The 21,346-nt window shown below is 55.2% G+C and carries 22 protein-coding genes and 3 pseudogenes; 14 read left to right on the forward strand and 11 right to left on the reverse strand.

Annotated elements, in window-relative coordinates:
* Window positions 1-335: 335 nt before the first annotated feature.
* Together SIB38_RS12520 and SIB38_RS12525 are read left to right on the forward strand one after the other, a co-directional pair.
* Entirely contained in the window at window positions 336-641 is a 306-nt protein-coding gene (locus SIB38_RS12520) for a DUF4389 domain-containing protein (protein ID WP_164646550.1), read from the forward strand.
* 276 nt (window positions 642-917) lie between these two features.
* Window positions 918-2,260 (forward strand): IS3 family transposase gene (locus SIB38_RS12525; RefSeq protein ID WP_412550264.1). Its coding sequence is split into 2 segments (ribosomal slippage): window positions 918-1,245 and window positions 1,245-2,260, totalling 1,344 coding nucleotides; the frame shifts between segments, so codons are not numbered across the junction.
* A gap of 67 nt (window positions 2,261-2,327) precedes the next feature.
* On the opposite strand, the pseudogene SIB38_RS12530 reads toward SIB38_RS12525, so the two are convergent.
* Window positions 2,328-3,223, reverse strand: a pseudogene (locus SIB38_RS12530) (helix-turn-helix domain-containing protein); the annotation flags it as partial.
* A 207-nt stretch (window positions 3,224-3,430) separates the two neighbouring features.
* On the opposite strand from SIB38_RS12530, the gene SIB38_RS12535 reads away from it, so the two are divergent.
* Entirely contained in the window at window positions 3,431-3,874 is a 444-nt protein-coding gene (locus SIB38_RS12535) for a hypothetical protein (protein ID WP_412550265.1), read from the forward strand.
* 469 nt (window positions 3,875-4,343) lie between these two features.
* On the opposite strand, the gene SIB38_RS12540 is transcribed toward SIB38_RS12535, so the two are convergent.
* Complete coding sequence (locus SIB38_RS12540) at window positions 4,344-4,829, reverse strand: GNAT family N-acetyltransferase (protein WP_412550266.1); 486 nt, start codon at window positions 4,827-4,829, stop codon at window positions 4,344-4,346.
* Window positions 4,830-5,356: 527 nt separating this feature from the next.
* On the opposite strand from SIB38_RS12540, the gene SIB38_RS12545 reads away from it, so the two are divergent.
* The 3 genes and pseudogenes from SIB38_RS12545 to SIB38_RS12555 form a co-directional block, all read left to right on the forward strand.
* The gene (locus SIB38_RS12545) at window positions 5,357-6,040 is read left to right on the forward strand and encodes a lysozyme (protein ID WP_412550267.1); all 684 of its coding nucleotides are present in this window, start codon (window positions 5,357-5,359) and stop codon (window positions 6,038-6,040) included.
* Window positions 6,040-6,267, forward strand: a complete 228-nt coding sequence (locus SIB38_RS12550) for a hypothetical protein (RefSeq protein WP_412550268.1) — start codon at window positions 6,040-6,042, stop codon at window positions 6,265-6,267. Before SIB38_RS12545 ends, SIB38_RS12550 begins: the two co-directional genes overlap by 1 nt.
* A 371-nt stretch (window positions 6,268-6,638) precedes the next feature.
* A pseudogene (locus SIB38_RS12555) lies at window positions 6,639-6,845 on the forward strand (transposase); the annotation flags it as partial.
* 37 nt (window positions 6,846-6,882) lie between these two features.
* Here the strand turns inward: SIB38_RS12555 and SIB38_RS12560 are convergent.
* From SIB38_RS12560 to SIB38_RS12570, 3 genes and pseudogenes are all read right to left on the reverse strand, one after another.
* On the reverse strand, window positions 6,883-7,476 hold the full coding sequence (locus SIB38_RS12560; protein ID WP_412550269.1) for a hypothetical protein: 594 nt from the start codon (window positions 7,474-7,476) through the stop codon (window positions 6,883-6,885).
* 1 nt (window position 7,477) lies between these two features.
* Window positions 7,478-7,756, reverse strand: coding sequence for a hypothetical protein (locus SIB38_RS12565; RefSeq protein WP_412550270.1), 279 nt, complete (start codon window positions 7,754-7,756; stop codon window positions 7,478-7,480).
* 271 nt (window positions 7,757-8,027) lie between these two features.
* Window positions 8,028-8,678 (reverse strand): annotated as a pseudogene (locus tag SIB38_RS12570) (IS1380 family transposase); the annotation flags it as partial.
* Between the two features lie 242 nt (window positions 8,679-8,920).
* Here SIB38_RS12570 and SIB38_RS12575 point away from each other — a divergent pair.
* Together SIB38_RS12575 and SIB38_RS12580 are read left to right on the forward strand one after the other, a co-directional pair.
* Window positions 8,921-9,073: a hypothetical protein gene (locus SIB38_RS12575; RefSeq protein WP_412550271.1), complete on the forward strand. Its 153-nt coding sequence runs from the start codon at window positions 8,921-8,923 to the stop codon at window positions 9,071-9,073.
* Window positions 9,074-9,141: 68 nt separating this feature from the next.
* A complete protein-coding gene (locus tag SIB38_RS12580) occupies window positions 9,142-9,444 on the forward strand; it encodes a hypothetical protein (RefSeq protein WP_412550272.1) in 303 nt (100 codons plus the stop codon).
* Window positions 9,445-10,324: 880 nt separating this feature from the next.
* Here the strand turns inward: SIB38_RS12580 and SIB38_RS12585 are convergent.
* A complete protein-coding gene (locus SIB38_RS12585; RefSeq protein ID WP_412550273.1) occupies window positions 10,325-10,753 on the reverse strand; it encodes a hypothetical protein in 429 nt (142 codons plus the stop codon).
* A gap of 9 nt (window positions 10,754-10,762) precedes the next feature.
* On the reverse strand, window positions 10,763-10,933 hold the full coding sequence (locus SIB38_RS12590) for an alginate O-acetyltransferase AlgX-related protein (protein WP_412550274.1): 171 nt from the start codon (window positions 10,931-10,933) through the stop codon (window positions 10,763-10,765).
* 160 nt (window positions 10,934-11,093) lie between these two features.
* Here SIB38_RS12590 and SIB38_RS12595 point away from each other — a divergent pair, with 160 nt between their 5' ends.
* Window positions 11,094-12,593, forward strand: a complete 1,500-nt coding sequence (locus SIB38_RS12595) for an FAD-binding domain-containing protein (RefSeq protein ID WP_412550275.1) — start codon at window positions 11,094-11,096, stop codon at window positions 12,591-12,593.
* 12 nt (window positions 12,594-12,605) lie between these two features.
* A complete protein-coding gene (locus tag SIB38_RS12600; protein ID WP_412550276.1) occupies window positions 12,606-12,743 on the forward strand; it encodes a DUF2256 domain-containing protein in 138 nt (45 codons plus the stop codon).
* On the opposite strand, the gene SIB38_RS12605 is transcribed toward SIB38_RS12600, so the two are convergent.
* The 4 genes from SIB38_RS12605 to SIB38_RS12620 form a co-directional block, all read right to left on the reverse strand.
* Entirely contained in the window at window positions 12,740-14,290 is a 1,551-nt protein-coding gene (locus SIB38_RS12605; protein ID WP_412550277.1) for a cryptochrome/photolyase family protein, read from the reverse strand. The two genes, SIB38_RS12600 and SIB38_RS12605, sit on opposite strands and share 4 nt — an antisense overlap.
* Window positions 14,291-14,306: 16 nt before the next feature.
* Window positions 14,307-14,828 (reverse strand): glutathione peroxidase, encoded by a 522-nt coding sequence (locus SIB38_RS12610; RefSeq protein WP_294118684.1) that lies wholly within the window; start codon window positions 14,826-14,828, stop codon window positions 14,307-14,309.
* A gap of 81 nt (window positions 14,829-14,909) precedes the next feature.
* The gene (locus SIB38_RS12615; RefSeq protein ID WP_412550278.1) at window positions 14,910-15,785 is read right to left on the reverse strand and encodes an amidohydrolase family protein; all 876 of its coding nucleotides are present in this window, start codon (window positions 15,783-15,785) and stop codon (window positions 14,910-14,912) included.
* Window positions 15,782-16,786 carry an ester cyclase gene (locus SIB38_RS12620; protein ID WP_412550279.1) on the reverse strand — a complete coding sequence of 335 codons (1,005 nt, stop codon included), beginning with the start codon at window positions 16,784-16,786 and terminating at the stop codon, window positions 15,782-15,784. Before SIB38_RS12620 ends, SIB38_RS12615 begins: the two co-directional genes overlap by 4 nt.
* A gap of 114 nt (window positions 16,787-16,900) precedes the next feature.
* Here SIB38_RS12620 and SIB38_RS12625 point away from each other — a divergent pair, with 114 nt between their 5' ends.
* From SIB38_RS12625 to SIB38_RS12640, 4 genes are all read left to right on the forward strand, one after another.
* Window positions 16,901-17,953 carry an ABC transporter ATP-binding protein gene (locus SIB38_RS12625; RefSeq protein WP_294118690.1) on the forward strand — a complete coding sequence of 351 codons (1,053 nt, stop codon included), beginning with the start codon at window positions 16,901-16,903 and terminating at the stop codon, window positions 17,951-17,953.
* Between the two features lie 99 nt (window positions 17,954-18,052).
* Window positions 18,053-19,297 carry an ABC transporter substrate-binding protein gene (locus SIB38_RS12630; RefSeq protein WP_412550280.1) on the forward strand — a complete coding sequence of 415 codons (1,245 nt, stop codon included), beginning with the start codon at window positions 18,053-18,055 and terminating at the stop codon, window positions 19,295-19,297.
* A gap of 66 nt (window positions 19,298-19,363) precedes the next feature.
* Window positions 19,364-20,395: a carbohydrate ABC transporter permease gene (locus tag SIB38_RS12635; protein WP_294118694.1), complete on the forward strand. Its 1,032-nt coding sequence runs from the start codon at window positions 19,364-19,366 to the stop codon at window positions 20,393-20,395.
* Window positions 20,396-20,405: 10 nt separating this feature from the next.
* Window positions 20,406-21,287, forward strand: a complete 882-nt coding sequence (locus tag SIB38_RS12640; RefSeq protein WP_294118696.1) for a carbohydrate ABC transporter permease — start codon at window positions 20,406-20,408, stop codon at window positions 21,285-21,287.
* Window positions 21,288-21,346 lie beyond the last annotated feature (59 nt).

Genomic DNA, 21,346 nt, shown 5'->3' on the forward strand with positions numbered 1-21,346 from the left:
GAGCGTCTATGTCAGATGGCAGCTCTGGGCCGTCCGCGTGACTTTGCAAAGCTCGCTTCCTGCGCTTCGCTGCCATTGGCGACTACTGCAGCATTGGCTTCGGCTGCCTTAGTTCTCTGCACTTCTGCTTTCGTGAAGCTGGTCAAAGAATGTCGCGCCTGCAGTATGGTTGCTGTCGAAACTTTCGCCAATGCACACAAAGCATTGGTAACCGTTGCTGTTGGCACTTTTATGCACCCTGCGTCTTTACACTGCCTTGGTTATGCAGCTGTTTGCTGCCAAAGTCCGATGGTGGATTTTATTGTATAGGCTCAATCGTAAAACGGGGTGAGATTGTGGACGACGACGAAGCAAAGATTGAAGGCCGCCTGCATGGCGAACAGATTGAACCCGAGCAACCAGACAATATGCTCCAACGTTTCATTTACATGGTGCTGATCGCTATCATGATCTCAGTTGCACAAACGGTGCTAGGGGTGGCGACGATTGTTCAGTTTGTTGTCATGATGGTCAACAATCAGCAGCCCAATGAGCGGTTGGCCGATTTTGGAACCGACTTGGGAGTTTGGATAGCCAAGGCGGCAAGGTTCCAAACGGCTGCCAGCAACGTAAAGCCTTGGCCTTGGACTGAGCTGGACTAGGGCCGGGCTTTCGTTCTTTGTGGACCCAGCTGCCTACCTGACACGTAGCGCTCCAATGGCAGCCTTAACGCAGCATCCGATCAACTGATGAATGGCATGTTTGGGTTCTTCGCTGGCTATGCGGACAGCCATGGTGCCAGACTTTTTTACAGGTCTCAGACCGCGCTTTTCGGCCTGTCTGAGCCGGCGCTGTCTGACGTCAGCACCTATGGGTCCAATTAGGGTGATTTGATAAGGGAGAGTTTCTGGCTCATCGTAACCACTAAGGAGTGGAAGATGAGAAAGACTACGAAGAGCCCTGGCGAGAAGATCGTTAAAGATATCAAGCGCGCCACCCGTAAACAGTATTCGGCGGAAGAGAAGATCCGTATCGTCCTTGATGGTCTTCGTGGCGAGGACAGCATAGCTGAACTGTGTCGCCGCGAGGGGATTTCTCAAGGCGTTTACTACAAATGGTCGAAGGACTTCATGGAGGCCGGTAAGAAGCGGCTGGCGGGCGATACAGCGCGTGCCGCAAACACTGACGAGGTGAAAGAACTGCGCCGCGAAGCAAAGGATCTCAAGGAGGTTGTCGCGGAGCAAACATTGGAACTGCGTCTTCTCAAAAAAAGCATGACAGGCGATGGGGGCGACCACGAATGAGGTATGCCGCATCCGAGAAGCTGGAGATCATCCGGTTGGTTGAAGAAAGCCATCTGTCAGCGCGTCGTACATTGGCCAAACTGGGTATCCCTCGCACCACATTCTACCGTTGGTACGACCGATACCTGCAGCGCGGGGAGGCTGGTCTTGAGGATCAGTCTCCCAAGCCCAAACACGTTTGGAACCGCGTTCCAGACGAGGTGAAGCGCAAGGTCGTCAGCTTCGCCTTGAAAGAGACAGAGCTGTCACCCCGCGAGTTGGCGGTGACCTTCACAGACCAAGAACGGTACTTTGTATCGGAATCCACAGTGTATCGCACGCTCAAGGCACATGACCTGATCACCAGCCCAGCATTCATCGTGCTGAAAGCCGCGAATGAGTTCGAGCATAAGACAACGGCCATCAACCAGCTTTGGCAGACCGACTTTACCTATCTCAAGGTTCTGGGGTGGGGCTGGTTCTATCTCAGCACAATCCTGGACGATTACAGCCGCTACATCATCTCGTGGAAGCTCTGCACGACCATGCGGGCGGAGGATGTGACTGACACGCTGGACTTGGCTTTGCAGGCGTCAGGGTGCGATCAGGTCCACGTTGTCCACAAACCGCGCCTACTCAGCGACAACGGCTCCAGTTACGTCTCGGGTGACCTGGCTGAGTGGCTGCAGGACAAAGGCATGAAACATTCACGTGGAGCGCCGTATCATCCCCAGACGCAGGGCAAGATCGAGCGTTGGCATCAAACTTTGAAGAACCGGATCTTGCTGGAAAACTATTTCCTGCCCGGCGATCTCGAAGACCAAATCGAAGCCTTCGTCGATCATTACAATCACCAGCGATATCACGAGAGCCTGAAAAACGTCACACCAGCCGATGTCTACTTCGGACGTGACCAAGCCATTCTGGAACAACGAGAAAGGATCAAACGGAAGACATTCGAAGCGCGACGCTTGCATCACAGTCAACGCGCAGCATAATCAAACCGACCCGATGAGCCGAACACTCTCTTAGTTCACGCCGCTTTTGGTTCCAAAAACTTTGACGACGGACAGTCGTGCAGAGCTTCCACGAGATGATGTAGCGGCTGTAATCGTCCAGGATTGTGCTGAGATAGAACCAGCCCCACCCCAGAACCTTGAGATAGGTAAAGTCGGTCTGCCAAAGCTGGTTGATGGCCGTTGTCTTATGCTCGAACTCATTCGCGGCTTTCAGCACGATGAATGCTGGGCTGGTGATCAGGTCATGTGCCTTGAGCGTGCGATACACTGTGGATTCCGATACAAAGTACCGTTCTTGGTCTGTGAAGGTCACCGCCAACTCGCGGGGTGACAGCTCTGTCTCTTTCAAGGCGAAGCTGACGACCTTGCGCTTCACCTCGTCTGGAACGCGGTTCCAAACGTGTTTGGGCTTGGGAGACTGATCCTCAAGACCAGCCTCCCCGCGCTGCAGGTATCGGTCGTACCAACGGTAGAATGTGGTGCGAGGGATACCCAGTTTGGCCAATGTACGACGCGCTGACAGATGGCTTTCTTCAACCAACCGGATGATCTCCAGCTTCTCGGATGCGGCATACCTCATTCGTGGTCGCCCCCATCGCCTGTCATGCTTTTTTTGAGAAGACGCAGTTCCAATGTTTGCTCCGCGACAACCTCCTTGAGATCCTTTGCTTCGCGGCGCAGTTCTTTCACCTCGTCAGTGTTTGCGGCACGCGCTGTATCGCCCGCCAGCCGCTTCTTACCGGCCTCCATGAAGTCCTTCGACCATTTGTAGTAAACGCCTTGAGAAATCCCCTCGCGGCGACACAGTTCAGCTATGCTGTCCTCGCCACGAAGACCATCAAGGACGATACGGATCTTCTCTTCCGCCGAATACTGTTTACGGGTGGCGCGCTTGATATCTTTAACGATCTTCTCGCCAGGGCTCTTCGTAGTCTTTCTCATCTTCCACTCCTTAGTGGTTACGATGAGCCAGAAACTCTCCCTTATCAAATCACCCTAATTGGACCCACAGGTGCTGACGTCAGACATTCCGCAAGCGGACGTTGATACTGATCGCGGCAAATGACGGCTCCGAGCCCATAATGCGGGTTTGACTTGATGCTAGTGATAACCCATATTTTCGTCAGAACAATAAATCGGAAGTCGGCATTGTCTGATAAGAAATCAGATCAATTGAATGAGAAAATTGATCGCGTCGCAGAGTCGTACAAGTTGTGGCTTGTCACCCCGTTGGTGATTTCCGGCCTCTTGGCACTCAAGAACCCAAATGTTGGGTTTGGTTTCTTATTGTTTTTCGTGTTTGTTTGGTTATTTGTTTTTTCAGTCAGAAAGATACTGAATGTTTGTAGCAGGTTGTTGCCAAAGTCGCTGACTCAAGACCAACACAAAACAATTGGTGAAGCCGCGGGCGCAACGCTGTTTTTGGGCGGATTCGCTATCATCGGGATCGTTTTACGGCGCGACAACTTTGTATCGAAGTGGCTAGAAGAGAAATTACCAGACGGAATGAGTCTCGGGTTTATTGACCCAGTCTTTGCAGCAATCGTTCTTCTATGCATTTGGGTTTACACAGGATACCGCGTTAGCCGCTGAGATGAAACTCTGTCACGGCAGTTTCGTCCGCACTGCCGACCTATAACTCGCCAAAATGCTGCACCCGAGCGCCAACGGCAGCTTTCGGAAAATTGCAATGCAGCGTTTTGGCTTCCCGCTAGCGACAGTAGTGGGCCAAAAGGCGAACTTTGCAAAGTCCGCTATCTGCGCATAGCTGCCATAGGGTCTGATAGGAAGCTCACGCAAAAGGGGTATCTAGCCGAGCCTGCTATCTCACCAGCTCAAAGGGTCTCTAAGCTAACCATCTGGGATGTGTTCTTGCTCTGTGCGGCAACCATCCAGCGCGGAAGCGCTGGGGTTCCACGCCATCCGAATTTCAAGGTCTTGGGTGCCTTTATGGCGTGAGCAACGCAGGCGAGTTCATTCTCGTCCTAGAATTTTAGAATTGGATATATTGTTGATTGTTTCTCGGGATGCCGATTCTGCCCTAAAGACAATATGGTGTGGTTTACGTAGGTTTGGTCAGGCAACATTCATAATAATGAAAGGGCAGGTCATCTTTTTCCGCAATTCGTAAAAAACCTAGCTTTGTCAGTATTCGCGCTGAAGCGAGATTCTTCTCATGTACTCTAGCGTAGACAAACCTTAACTCTGGATAGTGCATAGTGCTTTCATACAAAAAAAGAGTAACCATTGCTGAACCGTGTCCGTAACCCCAGTGGTTAATGTCAAGCCAGTAGCTAAGTTCCGCGTGTTCTTTGTCGAATTCTAAGCGTACTTGGCCGATCAGCTCACCTTCAAATTCAACTGCTCGAATATAGTGATTGCTGTTGGATGCATTAAGTTTGATCAATTCCAATGCTTCGTTAGAATCAAACTCACCGGAGTACTCTTCTGGCAAAAATTCCCAGAATTTTTCGGAAGAGAGTATCCGTGATAAGGGCGGTGCATCTTCATTTTCCCACGGTCTAAAGACGTAACCTTTGCGGAACATTTAGTTTACCCCCGAGCTTTCTCAAGAAACGTACAGATTGGCTTTGGCGCGCTAGAACTTTGTTTCGGAAAGAACTGTTGGGATATGTCTGTAGCTTCAAAGCCGATAATAGGCTTCATTGATGGCGTAACGAACGGTTTCATTGTATTCGGTGTCTCTTGATAGATTGGAGCGTGATTTCAGGTTAAAGATCTGCCCTGTTCGAACGCCGTACCTGGCCGAGCCCGAAATTTTTCGCGCTGACGTTACACTTTCTATACGCTTAACGAAATTTCGCTAAAGTATGTGTGAGCCGCTCAAGAGTATTGTGCTCATTAAATCTGGTTAGTTTTTGTGGAACCGATTCACCAACTAGTTTCCTTGATATGCCGCAGGGGCATTTGATCTGGAGACGAAGCAAACCGGCTTCCTTGTTAGATAAAATCAGAGCCTTCTAGGAGCTTTCCTCGAAGGTCGTTCCATGCTGGCGCATCTCGGCACCAACCTTAACCCACCCGCCTCTGGCGGGTTTTTTTATGGAGAAACACATGAACATAAACCAAGCCACCTTAGACCTTGTGAAGCGCTTTGAAGGTCTTGAGCTAACTGCGTATCTCGATCTGGTGGGCGTACTCACCATTGGATACGGCTACACCAACAGCGCGGGCTTTGGTCCAGGCGTGTCTGTGGGTGAAACGTGGACCAAGCCCTTTGCGGAGCAAATGCTGTGGGAGGGGCTTGAACGTTTTGCGGATCAAATCAGACCCATGTTCCGTCGCGCGCCAAATGACAATGAGTTCGGTGCGATGCTGTCTCTCGCGTATAACATTGGCGTTGGGGCGTTCAGCCGATCTACCTGCCTACGCCGATTCAACGCGGGGGATATTGAGGGCGCTGCCGAAGCGCTGACATGGTTCAATAAGGCTGGCGGCAAGGTCTTGCGCGGGCTTACACGCCGCCGTGCGGCCGAGCGCGAACTGTTTCTTACGGATGCTGCAATCCTTGAAGCAACACCCAAGGCTGACGCTGAGCGCAGTTCACCGGCTCAGTCCTCAACGATCCGCGCCGTTGCTGGGACTGCGGCGGCTGGGGCAGGGGGTGTTCTAACCGCATTGGGCAAGCTGGACCCTTTGGCTCAGTATATCCTCTTGGGCTTTTCTGCTGTTGCGCTGATCGGGCTGGGCTGGATTGCGCGCGAGCGGCTTCGCAAGTGGGCAGGAGGGGCGCGGTGATGCTGCGCTTCCTACCCTCCAAGGCGGCAGTATGGGTCGCACTCAGCGCGTTTGTGGTCGTCTTGCTTGCATGGCTTCGCATCGATGCGAAGAACGATCAGAGGCGCAAAACAGAAGCCCTGGGGAACAAAGCCCGCCTTGATGCCATCCAAAGCAAACAGGAGATAGATCGAGATGTGGAGACGCAAGACGATACCGCTCTTATTGACCGCCTCACTCGTAACTAGCGCATGCTCTCAATCTCCCGCTGGAGATTTCTGCGATATTGCCGAGCCTATCCGGTTTGAGCGCGAGGTCGCTTCGGTGGTTGTGACAGGAGATCGCGGCACCGCCGAAACGATAGATGCCCAGAACCGCTATGGGGAACGGCACTGCGGATGGTGAAGGGGTGGGCGATAGCGCCCCTCTAGTTTAAAGTTACGCCCGGTTTGTGGGTAGGCGGTGCGCCAACACCGCCCACCATGCAGCTTACTTCCCAAAGTGTCAGTAGTCTGCTCGCCTGCGTCCTGCTCCTTGATCATCTGGATGATCTATACTTCGGTGAATTTCGTATGCATAAATTCGTCCTTAAGTTGGGCGGACTATACAGAAAACTAGAGAAGGGATACGCGCTTGCATCCCTGGTCGAAAGCGGCGCAAAAAGACTATAAAGTACGATAAGCGCCGCTACAAACGGCGCAACCAGATCGAAATCATGTTCGGCAGGTTGAAGGATTGGCGGCGTGTCGCAACTCGATACGACAGATGCCCGAAGGTATTCCTGTCCGCCATCGCCCTCGCAGCTCTCGTTTTTTACTGGCTATGAGTCCTGACCCTAAATCAATCCAGTGGGAGAAAAGCCGTCACATTTGTTCCAGGCAGTATTGGGTGAGGCTTTGTGAGTCTAAAGAGCTCGTATTGCCGACAACACCCAAATAAACGGCGACGGCTGCTTTGCAGGAGATTACCCTTTCATTTTCTGTTGCATACCTATCAACAAAATGAAATGAAGCAGCTTTCGGTTCTCCGCTGCTGAGTTGAAACTCCAGATATCCAGACGTAGATTTTTCATTCATTTCCGGCAGTGCTCTGTAAAGCTCTTGAAAGATTTCCTGCAAAGACGCTACCTCCGATTCATTTTCAACGAACACCACCCAAACATCCGCTTTCAGAGGTTCTTGCCCTTCCGTAGGCGGTACAAAAACAAGCTCTTTTTGGTTTAATACGTCTAGAGATTTGCCGAATGAATTTGGAGCATTGTGAGCTATAATTGTAGCAGGGCGTTCCAGCCTCTCAAAAAGTGAGTCTTGTCGATCTTCAGCCAACACGCATCCTCCAAAAAACATGAGTAGTGATGCGAGTGTCCCGCATTTTCGATAGTTCATCAGCCAACATTGTAGCTTGGATCGCCAAAAAAAACCTGTCGCGAAATTCCAAATATCGTCATAAACGCCCATCTTAGTTCTCCACTACGACAAGATCACCAACTTTGAGTTTTTCCTTGAGTCTTAGAGCGCTCTTAGCCCTCAAATGAATATGCGGAGGTTCTTTCTCGTTGTTTGGTGCAGGTCTATAAATTTCACATTCAAATCTATCCTTGGCATCGGATACCACAGCTTCCGCTGGTATAATTTTTTTTATCTCCAACTCAATTTTGTCATCTGTAAAAACAACAAATCTATTGTTGCCAATATTGTCGTCTGTAAGGACGTCGATATCTGAAATTTTTATCTGCACGTTGGCTTCCTAACAAATTGAGTACCGTCACTGTATGGCCAGCTTCTTGCAAAGACTACACTCAACGGATATTTCCCAAGTAACGTTGTGTTGCGGCTTTGGCCCTTTTTGGGGGCGTTTGCAACTCTGACGGCGGCGTTGGCGACGGCATCCTTGATTTTGAAGGTTCCGCAAGCGCAGTTTTCGAGCTTTTCGTAGATTTTGGCCCATCTGAGCGGCGACAAGACACAGTTGTTGAGCCGCTTTTGTGTTGGTTTCGTTTTTTGAGCGGTCATGCAGGCCTCGGCGGTGGCTTGATGTTGCGGATGGCGGTGAGGATTTGCCCAAACAGCGCGCCACTCACCGCGACCTCTGCCAGTTGGAAGGTTATCTTGCGGGCATGGCGCACAACCCGTGCCCCGATCTTGATCAGGCGGCTCTGGATGCTGGTGAGCGACCAGTCGGCAACCTCTTCGGGTAAGTCGGCACGCTTGAGGAAGCTCCCCATGTTGTAAGCCAGCGCATGGAGCTGAAGTCTGACCTCGTTGTCGCGGAAACGCTTGCAGGAGAGCCGGGTCCAGTTGATCGCGTATTTGCCTTCCTTAATGTGCTGTTCCGCTGTGCCGCGCTGATTGTAGAACCGAATGACCCAGTCCGGCTCCATCGGCAAGTTGGTGACAACAAAGCCCACGCGCGGGAACAGATCGCCGGGGTGCCACTCGATCTTAGCGATGACGCGGCGTGCCTTCTCCCATGATGCCGCCCTGTACTCAAAGTCATGGTAGAAGCGGCGAACGTAGTTGGGTGGGCGGCCTACGGGGCGCTTCAATAGATGTGAGACAGCCTCTTGCAGGACGGCGTTGCCCTTGAGGCGGATGGTGTAGAAGTAGCTCTCCGTCTCCAGCATCTCATAAAGCTCAGGAATGGCGAAGGCCGCGTCAGCTGGCTTGGCGGCTTCGCGGTGCTTGCAGGCGTTATTGCGAAGGTTTCCGGCGGTTTGTATCCATTTGGGCAGCGCCAAGACGCTGCTGTGGAGCCACTTTTGTTCGGTTTTCTGTGAATGAGGCGTCATGCAAGCCTCGGCGGCGGCTCAAGCACATGTTTTGATGGCTATGGCCATTTTCAAGTGTGATTTCAACTTTGGCTATGGGGGAGCAGCGCCGAGACATCAAAGGCGCATTTGTGATGTCCATCAATGACACACCCGAGATCCGGGAGTGGTTTGATGGTTTCCACATCTATGAAGAGCGGTTGAACTATACGATCGCCAAGTCGGGCGGCAAGAAGGTCCAGGAGCTTATCATCTCAAACCGCGAGTCGCGGGCAGGGCTGCTGTGATGGCTGAAGAGAATACCGGCTCCGCTGCGCACCGGCCAAACGCGCAGCTAACCTGAAAGGTTCGTCCCATGAAAACGATGATTGCAGCCGCTCTGGCGGTCCTTTTGGCGTGCCCAGTTGGGGCGCAAAATCTGCGACACTGTGCCGACCGCGATCTTGTCGTGGAGCGTCTTGCGCAAAAGTACGGGGAAACGCGTCAGGCGCTTGGCCTCGGCGGACAGGGTGCAATGATGGAAATTTTTGCCTCCGAGGCATCCGGTAGTTGGACCATCACCATCACCACGCCCAATGGGTCGACCTGCTTGATGGCGACCGGCCAGAATTATGAGGCGTTTTCTGAGCCACTGCCGCCTGCGGGTGACGATCTCTGAATACCGGCGACGGTTTCCAGTCGCGTCGGTTCTGCTCTGCGGCTTGCACCTTCGCAGTCACCGGCCATGCAATCGCCAAGAACTATTAAGGTCGATTTGCAGCTACGCGCCCGTTTCCCATGTTGCTATGGCGTTCATGGTTTGTCGTGGGAAATCACTAGGCTAAGGTATTGATAATATGAACTTAATGCCCGTTTTGTAATCAGTAGGTCCGCGGTTCGAGTCCGTGTGGGGGCACCATTTAACTCTCTCAAATAGCTGTAAAATAAAGAAAAAAGGCAAAGCCTTTCGACTTTGCCCCACATTTTACCCCACACTCGGCTTTCGCTAGGATTACGCTTCTTCAAACAAGCCTTCCACCTCTGCGGCCTTCAAATAGGTCGTGGAATGCTCGTTACCGCCCGGCTTGTAGGCTTTTAGCAGCCATTGTCTTCTGAGCTGCCAAACCTCGTCCTGGATAGGCCACCAAAGTGAAGCGTAAGCTTTGCATGGAGAGCAGCGAGGTAAACTCACTGATTTCACGTGACTACATCAGCCCAGAGAATATGGGAAACTCTAAGCGCGTCCTGCTTGTATCGATGTCACTAGCCGGTTCTGCCTGCCAGAAAGAGCGGACAGCGGCCGTTCGCTGTTAATCTCACGAACGACCGCAATGCGCACAGAGCGGAGTTTGGAAAGTTAAGCGGACGGCTCTTTGAGGGCGTTGTTCATTTGAAAATCAGAGGCCGGTTTGTTCGCGAAAGTACCAAATAACTTACGCGCACGTGGACAGTACCTTATTTTCTGGCGCGGCTGGCATGGCTTGAGCGCATTACGAGAGACCAGCCTGGAAGCTGCGCACATTTTGTAGGGGCCGCTTGCCGCACTGTGGACGGCATCTCTAAAACACCGCGACATGTTTGATGCGCGAACCTTTGATGGGAGAGATAAGAATCTCAACAGGGGTTCTGTCCCCGAAGTGGGATAGGCTGCTTCTTAAGCTGGACGCGCGCATGTCGACAGGCACAGAGTTGCGGCGCCCAAGGTAGACTTTGGCAGTTGATCCATTATCGAAGCGCACCTCCAGGTTAAAACTTTGTTTGGCGATGTCCTCGGCTTCTATTTCGATGCCGGAAGTTGTTACGCCTTCTGCAAGTTTGACCAGGGTTGCCTGAGGTTGTCTTTGCAGTTCGGCCGCCTTGATTGGTGCGCGGTTTTCGCTGAGGGCGCCCAGCAATTGACGCAAAAAGGATTGCGAGTTGAAGCTTTCAGTATAGGGCAATTCCCACACCACAAGGTTGTGGTCTTTACGATCCAGCGCGCCGGACATCACATAGGCCTAAATGGCGCCAATAGGGCCTCCGCCTGATACTGAGAAGTTCTCGACGTCTGCATCAAAGGCGCGGGCCAGCGCGTCCGCGACCCTGTAGTGGTCTCGTTTGTAGCGATTGGAAAAACTGCTTCCCAGCAAGGCAAGTGCGGAGGGCCGATTCCAGGTCAAAGTCGGCATGAGCTAGGCACTTTGGGCGTAACATATTGTGGTCCTCTCTGTCTGCGGTTTGCTTTGTTTACGCCCTGTGGCTTGTAGGAGATCAGTTGTGCCGCCGGGGAAGTCGTCTGACCGGCGCGGGCTTACGTATTCCCAACAAATCGATGTTTTGGAGACCATAGTGCAAATCGTTTGGTTCAAACGGGACCTGCGTGTGCAGGACCATCGGGCCTTGGCCAATGCGGCGCAGCGCGGGCAGGTGATGCCGCTGTTTGTGGTGGAGCCCGAGTATTGGCGGCTTGACGATGTCTCCTGCCGGCACTGGGAGTTTGTTGCCGAGGCGTTGCAAGACGTGCGCGCAGATCTGGCTGCTCTCGGCCAGCCGCTGGTTGTGCAGGTTGGGGACGTCGTGGAGGTGTTGGAGGGCCTGCGTAAAACCGTGGGCGTGGACGCCCTGTGGTCGCATGAGGAAACGGGCAACGGCTGGACCTATGCGCGGGACAAACGGGTTGGGGCGTGGTGTCGTACCCATGGGGTGCCTTGGCATGAAGTCCCGCAGCATGGGGTGCAAAGGCGGCTGGCCTCGCGCAACGGATGGGCGGCCCAGTGGGATCGGTTTATGGCTGAGACAATTATTCAAGCGCCCGCACTGGCGCCGATAGACATCGATCCCGGACCCATACCAACTGGGGCGGACCTCACTCTTTTGCCCGATGGCGCCCATGCCCGGCAGGTGGGAGGGCGCACAGAGGCGCAGGGTTTGCTATCGTCTTTTTTAACCGATCGTGGCCGGACCTACCGGCGGGAGATGTCTTCGCCGGCCACCGGCGCCCGGGCCTGTTCCCGCCTTTCGCCACATTTGGCTTGGGGGAGCTTGTCGATGCGAGAGGTCACGCAGGCAACTTGGGCTCGGCAGCGCGCGATGAAAGCGCTTGGCGCAAGGGACGGCTGGGGCGGTGCGCTGTCGTCATTTTCCGGCCGGTTGCATTGGCATTGCCACTTCATTCAGAAACTTGAGGACGCGCCACGCATTGAGTTTGAAAACTTGCATCGCGGTTATGACGGCATTCGTCCCTCAGCCCCAGATGCGGAGCGATTGGCGGCTTGGGCGCGCGGCGAAACTGGGTTGCCGTTTGTCGATGCCTGCATGCGGTCTTTGCGTGCGACGGGGTGGTTGAATTTCCGCATGCGCGCCATGGTCATGGCGGTGGCGAGCTATCACATGTGGCTGCATTGGCGGGCGCCGGGTTTGGAGCTGGCCCGCTTGTTCACAGATTATGAGCCGGGCATCCATTGGAGCCAGGTGCAAATGCAATCTGGCACCACAGGCATCAACACGGTGCGCGTTTATAATCCGGTCAAGCAAGGCATGGATCAGGACCCGACCGGGGCATTCACCCGGCGTTGGGTGCCCGAGCTGGCCAAGATCGACGATCGATTTTTGCACGAGCCGTGGAAAGCTGCGAACGCGGGTGCAGTGCTGGGAAGGGCTTATCCCATACCCATCGTGGATCACCTAAGCGCAGCGCGTGACGCGCGGGAGCGTATCTGGGCGGTGCGCAAAGGGCAGGCCTTTCGGCAGGAGGCGCAGGGGATTGTGGCCAAACACGCAAGCCGGAAAAGCTCACGCAAGCGTGCGCGCAACAGCGCCACCTCCAAACAACTTGATTTGCCGCTGTAACATGACCGCCCAATGAAGATGCGCAAGAAATCTGATCTGCCCAACAAGATCTGTGTCCGCTGTCAGCGGCCATTTAGCTGGCGCAAGAAATGGGCCAAGGTTTGGGATGAGGTGCGCTATTGCTCCGAACGGTGTCGGCGTGGGGGCTAAGTCAAAGCATCGAGCACCGCAGCTGCACTGCTGCGATAGGCGTGTTGCTTTTCCTCGCTCATGCGGTCCCACGTGCGGTAGGCATGTCCTAGGCGCGGGTTGCCGCGCAGCTTTGCTTCATTGCGGATCAGGAAGTCCCAATAAAGTGGGTTGAAGGGGCAAGCATCCGGGCCGGTTTTTTGCTTTACTTCATACCGGCAGGTCTGGCAGTGATCTGACATCTTGTTGATGTAGTTGCCGCTGGCCGCATAGGGTTTGGAGGCCAGTAGGCCGCCATCGGCAAACTGGCTCATGCCAATCACATTGGGCGCTTCGACCCATTCGTAGGCATCGGCATAGACCGCCAAATACCACTCATGCACCTTGTGCGGATCAATGCCCGCCAGCATGGCAAAGTTGCCGGTGACCATAAGCCGTTGGATGTGATGCGCGTAGGCGTGATCGTGGGTTTGGAAGATTGCGACGGCCATGCAGGCCATATCCGTTTGCGCGGTCCAGTAGAAGGCGGGCAGCGGGCGTTTGGCATCCAAGAAATTGGCGTCTGTATAGCCCGGCATCTTGAGCCAGTAGATGCCGCGCACATACTCCCGCCAGCCTATAATTTGGCGTACGTAGCCCTCCACCGCGTTGAGGGGCGCATCACCATCGTAGTAGGCGCGCTCTACTCGTCGGCAAACTTCCAATGGATCAAGAAATCCTGCGTTCAGGTATTGTGCCAAAACTGAGTGATAGAGGAACGGTTCGTCGGTTAGCATGGCGTCCTGATAGTCGCCAAATTGGGGCAGGGTGGTTTGGACAAAATGCTCCAGCGCCACCAGGGCCTCCTCGCGTGTGACCGCCAACCAGAATGGCTCCAGAGATCCGAAATTTTTGGCAAACCGCGTTTTGACCAGAGCCAAAACGTCCTCGGTGATCGCGTCGCGGGGCACGTGCCGGGGCTGCGGCATGAACAGGTCGCCTTTCGCCGGCTTTCGGTTCTCCGCGTCATAGTTCCATTTGCCGCCTTCAGGCGCGTCGCCATTCATAAGAAGGCCGGTTTTGCGGCGCATCTCTCGGTAGAAAAACTCCATGCGCAGCTGCTTGCGGCCCTGCGCCCAGGTCTGAAATTCCGCGTGGGAGCACACAAACCGCGTGTCCTCTCGCATGTCCAAAGCGACCCCATTTTGCGCGGCCCAATCGCAGATGGCCTGCTTGAGGCGATACTCTCCCGGTTCTGTCATCACGACTTGTGAGAGGCCCAACGTGCCCAGCTCATGGCTCAGCTGATCGGGCAGGGTGCCCTTGTTGTCGCTATCGTCCAAATGGACATAGCGGACAGACCATCCCTCTTGTCGCAGCAAATCAGCGTGATGCCGCATGGCCGAAAACAGAAAGGCGATTTTCTTTTTGTGGTGGGGCACATAGCTGGCTTCCTCAGCCACCTCCGCCATCAGGATCACATCGCGATCTTTGTTGCCGTCGCGCAGTGAGGAAAGGGTCAGGGACAGTTGATCGCCCAACACAAGGATAAGCCGCCCTGATGCGTGCGCGGGTGTTTGGATCGTCATGAGTAAAAACCAGCGCTCAGTTCAGAAGGGCTTCGATTTGCGAAGTCACCGTTTTGGACATCGGTTTGGTCTGGGAAGAAAACTTCGTAACCACTGCGCCGTCAGGGCCAATCAGGACTTTGCTGAAATTCCAGCGCGGCACATAGCCGGCTTCCTCTCGCAGCGACACAAATAGGGGATGCGCGGTTTTGCCTTTCACCGAGGTGATCCCGGTCATCGGCATGTCGATGCCATATTGCAGCTCGCAAAACTCTTTGACTTCTGCGTTTGAGCCCAGCTCTTGTTTGAAGTCATCGGAGGGCACCGCCAGCACCACAAGGCCTTGGTCGCGGTAAGTGTCATAGAGGTCCTGCAGCCCGCGATATTGCTTGGTGAAGGCACATTGCGAGGCGGTGTTCACCACCAAAACCGGCTGGCCTGCCCAATCGGAAACCGCAAGCGTGCCGCCATCCATCGAGACAAACTTGGCGGACAAGTCCAAGGCCAAGGCAGCTCCTGTCGTGGACAGCGCAAAAATCAAAGCAGTTAGGAACTTCATGTCGACCCTCCGTTTATTCGATTACGGCACAGAGGGCGCCTTGGATGTCCTTTTGATGCTATGCGAGAGGTGCCTGAGGGATCACGCTTTTAGCTCATAAAACCGTGCGGCGTTGTCCCCAAACACGGCAGCGTGCCAATCATTGGGGACCAGCGTCTCCATGGCCGCGAACAGAGTGGTATAGTTGGAATAGAGGCTGTCGACCGGGAAGTTTGAGCCAAACATCACGCGGTCTTGGCCAAATTGGGTCAGGCAGGTTTGTACAATTGGCGCGATGCTCTGCTGCGTCCACTGATGGTCAAACATGCCAAGGCCTGAGAGCTTGCAGGATACGTTGGGCAGGGCGGAAAGAAGCTTCAACTCGTTCGCCCACGCTTCCAAGCCTTTGACGCTGCGGTCATGGGGAGACCCGGCATGGCAGAGTGCAACCTGTAGGTCAGACGCTTGCGCCAACACATGGGCGGTGTCTTCCATCAGCTCCGGGATCAGTTGCAAGTCAAAGCGCAAGCCACGCCCTGCAATCTCCTTCAGGCCAGCTAGAAAACGCGAGTTTTCGAGCAAAGCGTTGGTGCCGGTCACAGCATCTTCGTCCGGTGCGCGGCCGACAATCTGGCGCACGCCCCGCAGAGTGGAGAGGTTTTGCAGCCGGTCGAGGTCCCTTGCCAACGTGTCCGAAGTGAGGTCGCAAAACGCGACCTGAACCAAAGGCCAATGCGGGTTTGCCTCTGCCACCTCCTGCACCCAGAGCGCCTCTTGCAGCGGATTTTCAGCACCCACTTGAATGTGGACAGACCCTGAAATGCCATGCTGCTTGGCGTCAGCAGTGAATTCGTCCAGCAGGTAGTTGCGCTGAATGGGGGTCGGGTCACCAAAGAACCGTTCAACACCCTGCGCCATCAGCCAAGGATAATGCACCGCGGAGAGATCCCAGAGGTGGTGGTGTGCATCGATCCTCATGTGCGGGGCGCCTCCGCCATGCGGGCCAGAATATCGACGCCCTGCTGTTTCCAGAAGTGCAGCAGGTCAATGAAGATCCAGTTTTCGGCCAGCTTGTCTCCGTCGCGGCGATAGATGTCGATCACGCGGAACTCACCGGGCTTGCCGGTCGCGGGCATGCCCATGAATCCGCCGGTTGGGGTGGCGGTAAAGTTTGGCCAACCAAAAAAGCCGCCAAAATGCCCCTCGGCCATGCGGCAGATGTGGGTGGTTTTGGAGCGATCAGTGAAGCCCGCGCGGAACGGACCGGAATGCTGCTTGGCGTAGCGCGGGATCGTGTAGGTCGCGCCAATGCCGGCCGGTCCCCACCAGATCATGTCCTCATGCCAGGTTCGGCGCAGCTCGTCCTCTAGGCTCAACCCGCTGTTCCATTGGCCGAGGTCGGTGATCATCGCGTTGATCGCACCCAGGGTTTTTTCTCCTGTCTCAGGCGACTGCGGAGTGAACATCAGGCCGTCATGCGTCATCGGGCCCGGTTGCACCAAATGCGCGGCGGTTTGGGGCGGGAACGGCTGCAGACCCGCCTGCATCATCAGATGCGGAATGTCGAAATACATCGCGGTTTCGGTCACTTGGCCGTTTTCAACCTTGTTGAACTCGCAATAGCGCAAGAAGGCCATTTTGCCCGTGGGGGCGATGCCCAGCCATGGCGCATCAAATAGCCCCATCAGATGTCCCATAGACACCACCCATGTGGAGGCAAACCCATCCATCTCGTTTTTGCCCGCCATAAAGACATCTTGGCGGCGTTGCAGGTGGGTGAGGGAAGTTTTGAGCGGTGCCCAGAACCGGTCCGCCACAGCCTCAGGCCCATGGATTTCATCAAACGGATGGTAGCCGCGCCAGATATGATTCGGCGCATAGTGATGTTTGAGTACCGCTTTGGCTGCCTCGGGTGAGGCAGTGTCCAGATCTCTATAGAGCTCTGTTATAATACGTTTTTCTTCTGTGAAGTCAGTCATGGTTTGGGTCGCTTTGCATACGTTTGCAAAAAAAGTCTTGCCGAATTCCTAATCCTAAGTCTACCCTCTGTGCATACGTATGCAAAATGCATGTGACATCGGACGGGGGACCACATGGCCGAAATTCAGCTGCGCAATGTAGGCAAGCGCTGGGGCAGTTTTGTCGGGGTCGACAATTTTGATCTGACGATTGCGGATCAGGAGTTTCTGGTTCTGCTTGGCCCCTCAGGCTGCGGCAAGACCACAACCATGCGCATGATTGCCGGATTGGAAGACGCCAGCGAGGGCGACATCCTGATTGATGGCAAGAAGGTCAATGATCTGGAACCTAAAGACCGCGATGTGGCGATGGTGTTTCAGTCCTACGCGCTTTACCCGAATATGAATGTTTATGAGAACATCCGCTTCCCGCTGAAGGTGCGGGGGATTGATCCGGCGACACACGACGAAAAGGTGCGCCGCGCCTCTGCGATGGTTGAATTGGACGAATTCCTGCACCGCAAACCCGCGGAACTCTCCGGTGGTCAGCGGCAGCGTGTGGCGCTCGCCCGCGCCATTGTGCGCGAACCCAATGTGTTCCTGATGGACGAACCGTTGTCCAACCTTGACGCCAAGCTGCGGGTTTCCACTCGTGCCCAGATTAAAAACCTGAGCCACGAGCTTTCAGTCACCACCATCTATGTGACCCACGATCAGATCGAGGCCATGACTTTGGCGGATCGGGTTGTGGTGATGAAAAAAGGCGTGGTGCAGCAGGTCGGTAGCCCGACAGAGATTTACGACGCGCCAGCCAATACGTTTGTTGCGAGCTTCATTGGCAATCCAGCGATGAACTTGATGAGCGGACGCATGGAAGGCGGCACATTTGTTGCTGAGAACGTGCGGGTCGAAGGCCTGTCCGCGCCGGACGGTCCTGTGACCTTGGGCTTCCGCGCTGAGGACGCGGGCCTTGGAGACGCAGGCCATCATGAAATCACTGCACCGATCTACACACTCGAGCTGCTCGGGGACGCCACGATGGTGACCGTCCGCATTGGCGGCGAGCTGGTCGCTGTGCGCGCACCCAAAGATTACCGATCAGAGATTGGCGACACGGTGTCTTTGTCCGTGCCGGCTGAGATCTGCCACCTGTTTGACGCCGAAACCGGCGCCAGAATTGAGGCCTGACGGCTTCACACCAACAACCGGCGATCAACGCCGGGGGCGAGAGGGTGCGCGATTGCAAGGCGCACCTGCAAACACAGAAACGCAACAGGGAGAAAAGTTATGTTTCTAAAGAAAGTAACCGCCGCCGGTGCCTTTGCCGGTCTCATGGGAACCGCAGCCTTTGCTGCTGATTGCGGGCCAGAGGGCCAGTCGATCCGCATCCTCGCATCCGACTTCCCAGCCATCCACGCTGTGGCAGGTGCTGCAGAAGCCAACTGTGCAAGTGGCGCCGCGGAGTTCACCCGCAACCACACCACTGAGGCGCGCCAGATCATGAACGCGGCGCTGACACCGAACCCAGCAGAGTACACCTCTGTGATTGTGGCCAACTCGACACTGACACAGCTGATGAACGACGGCCTTGTGCGTCCGCTCAACGATCTGGTTGAAAAATACGGTCAGAACATTCCAGAGAACCTGCTGATCAGCATCGATGGCAACATCATGGCTGTGGCCTTCATGGCAAACTCTCAGCATCTGTTCTCCCGTAAGGACCTTCTGGAGAAGGCAGGCGTTGCCGAGGTGCCATCCACCTACGCGGAAATGATCGACGCGGCCAAATCCATCCGCGACGCGGGTATCATGGAATACCCGGTCGTGATGAACATGAAGACCGGTTGGAACGTCGGCGAAAGCTTCAACCTTGCGTTCATGGCGCATGGTGGTGAGTTCTTCAAACCCGGCACCGCAGAGCCATCTGTGAACAGCCCGGCCGGTGTGGCCGCGTTGGAGACCCTGAAAGGTCTGGTGGAATATGCGCATCCGGATCATTTGACCCAAGCCTCCAACGAGACCCAAGGTCTGTGGGAAGCCGGTCAGGCGGCGCTGGGCATCATGTGGGGCTCGCGCGGCGCGCCAATTCTGGATGACGAAGGCTCCACCGCCGAGATTACTTCCAACACCGTCCTGACTGCGGCTCCATCTGTTGAGGAAGGCGGCGTGCCAGGAGCAACTCTTTGGTGGGATGGTTTCACCATCGCTTCCAACGTGTCTGACGAAGAAGCCGAGGCGACCTTTGCTGCGCTTGCAAGCGCACTGAACAAAGAGATGGTTATGGCCAACAACGACGACGCGGTCTGGCTGCTCGACGGCTTTACACCGGGTGCTGCAGCGGAAGGTGTTTCTGCCACTGCCAAGGCAGGCGCGAAGCCTTACCCAATGATCCCGCAGATCGGCTTGATGCATAACGCGCTGGGCGCGGAGTTGGCGGACTTCCTCAAAGGCGATGAAAGCGCAGAACAGGCGCTGGCGGACGTCGAGGCGGCCTACATCACCGCCGCCAAAGAAGCGGGTTTCCTCCAGTAATCCTCCCCTGAGAGGCCCTTCGGGGCCTCTCATCCCCTCAACTTTTTTTCCACCGGGACGTAGGCTATGAAGCATCGCACCTTTTTCTGGTTCATCTTACCGACGCTCTCCGCGATGATCCTGTTCATCGCGCTGCCCATTGTTTCGGTGTTTGTTCAGTCGCTTTTTGTGGCGCATGAACAAGTGCTTGTGGTGTCTGAAAGCTGCGGCCCGTTTGGCTGTACCCCCACCACATCCGTCGATCTGGAAGCCACCGAGAAGCTCCGCGAAGAGGCGCCTTTGGGTCGGTTCAACGGGTTGGGCACCTATTTCAACCGCTCCCATCTGGCGATTGCGGAAATTGGCGAAGCCTGGGCGAGTTCTGACAGTCTGGGGGCGTTCTGGAGCCAGATTTACAACCTACCATTCTACAACGCGTTGATCTTCACGCTGACCTATACCTTTGTGGTGACACCAGCGGTGCTGGTGCTTGGCCTGGCTATCGCCGTTGGGGTGAACAATCTGCCACGCGCGCTCAAAGGCCCGTCGATCTTTGTCTCTCTCCTGCCGTTCCTTGTAACCCCTCTGGTGGGGTCTCTGATCTTGTTTTGGATGGTGGATGGGGATGGCGTGATCGGCGCGACCATTCAGAAGATCTTCAACGATCCCTCGCTGAGCCTGAAAGCCTCTACAGCGCTCACTTGGATCATGCTGATCGTCTACGGCATCTGGCATACGCTGCCGTTCAGCTTCATCACATTCTATGCCGGATTGCAGACCGTCCCAGACGACACACTCGAAGCGGCGCAGATTGATGGGGCGTCCAAGTGGCAGACCATGATCCACGTTGTGGTGCCACATCTGATGCCGCTGGTGTCCTTCGTGACGCTGATGCTGATCATGGACAACCTGCGCGTCTTTGAACCCATTGTCAGCTTTTCGGCGGAGGCCCATGCCCGCTCGCTCAGCTGGGTGATCTTCAATGACCTGCGCGAAAGCGGCAACCCGCTTTACGCCTCTGCCGGAGCCACCTCCTTGCTGACCATCATCATCGTGATCTTCCTGATGATGCCCGTCCTGGTGCGCACCTGGCGCGACTTCACCCGCAAATCCCACTGAGGACAGACACATGGCGACCAAAGCACAATCCCGCATGACCCCGCTGAAGCTGTTCTCCTACACCTTCGTGGCGCTCTGGCTGATCATCGCAGCCTTCCCTTTCTTCTGGACCTTCTGGGGCAGCTTCAAAGTGCAGGCTGACTTCCTCTCCAAGGCGGACTGGCGCAATGCGCTTTATGGGGCCAACACCATTGCGCAGACCGGCAGCGCATTTACGGCGGAGGCCTATCGCGGGGCTTGGATTGACGAAGAATTCTGGTTCAACTTCAAGAACACCGGTATCGTGGTGTTCTTCACTGTGGTGATTTCGCTGACCTTCGGCACGCTTGGCGGCTATGCTCTGGCGCGCTCCGGCTTCCGCTACGCTTTCTGGATCCTGATGGCGGCACTGGTGTTCCGCGCCATGCCACACATCACGCTGGTGTCCGGCTATCTGCTACCGTTCTTCGAGTGGAACGTCTGGGGCATCCTGCCCACCACCATCATCGTTCTTGTGGCTATCAATCAGCCGTTTACGCTCTGGATGCTGCACAGCTTCTTCAAGAACATCCCCAAAGACATGGATGAAAGCGCCATGGTCGACGGCTGCACCCGCTTCCAGGCCTTCCGTTATGTGATTGTGCCGGTGATGTGGCCAGGTGTGATCACCACGGGTCTGTTCAGCTTCCTGCTAGCCTACAACGACTTTACCGTCGCGGCGATGCTTTTGAGTGAGGAAAACGAGACCATCATTCCGGCGATCAACAGCTTCATGGGCACCACCCAGGTCGAGGGCAAAGTCATGTACGCCGTGGCCGCCGTGGTCTCCACCGTTGCGCCACTCTTTGTGCTTATCCTGTTCTTCCAGCGCCAGATTGTCTCCGGCCTGACCGCAGGGGCGGTGAAAGGATGAGTTCTTCCGCCCGCCATAACGCCATGGCGCGTCATCCGGCGCTCAACAGAATGCCACGG

The sequence above is a fragment of the Shimia sp. MIT910701 genome, assembly GCF_047126315.1.
GTDB lineage: Bacteria > Pseudomonadota > Alphaproteobacteria > Rhodobacterales > Rhodobacteraceae > Shimia.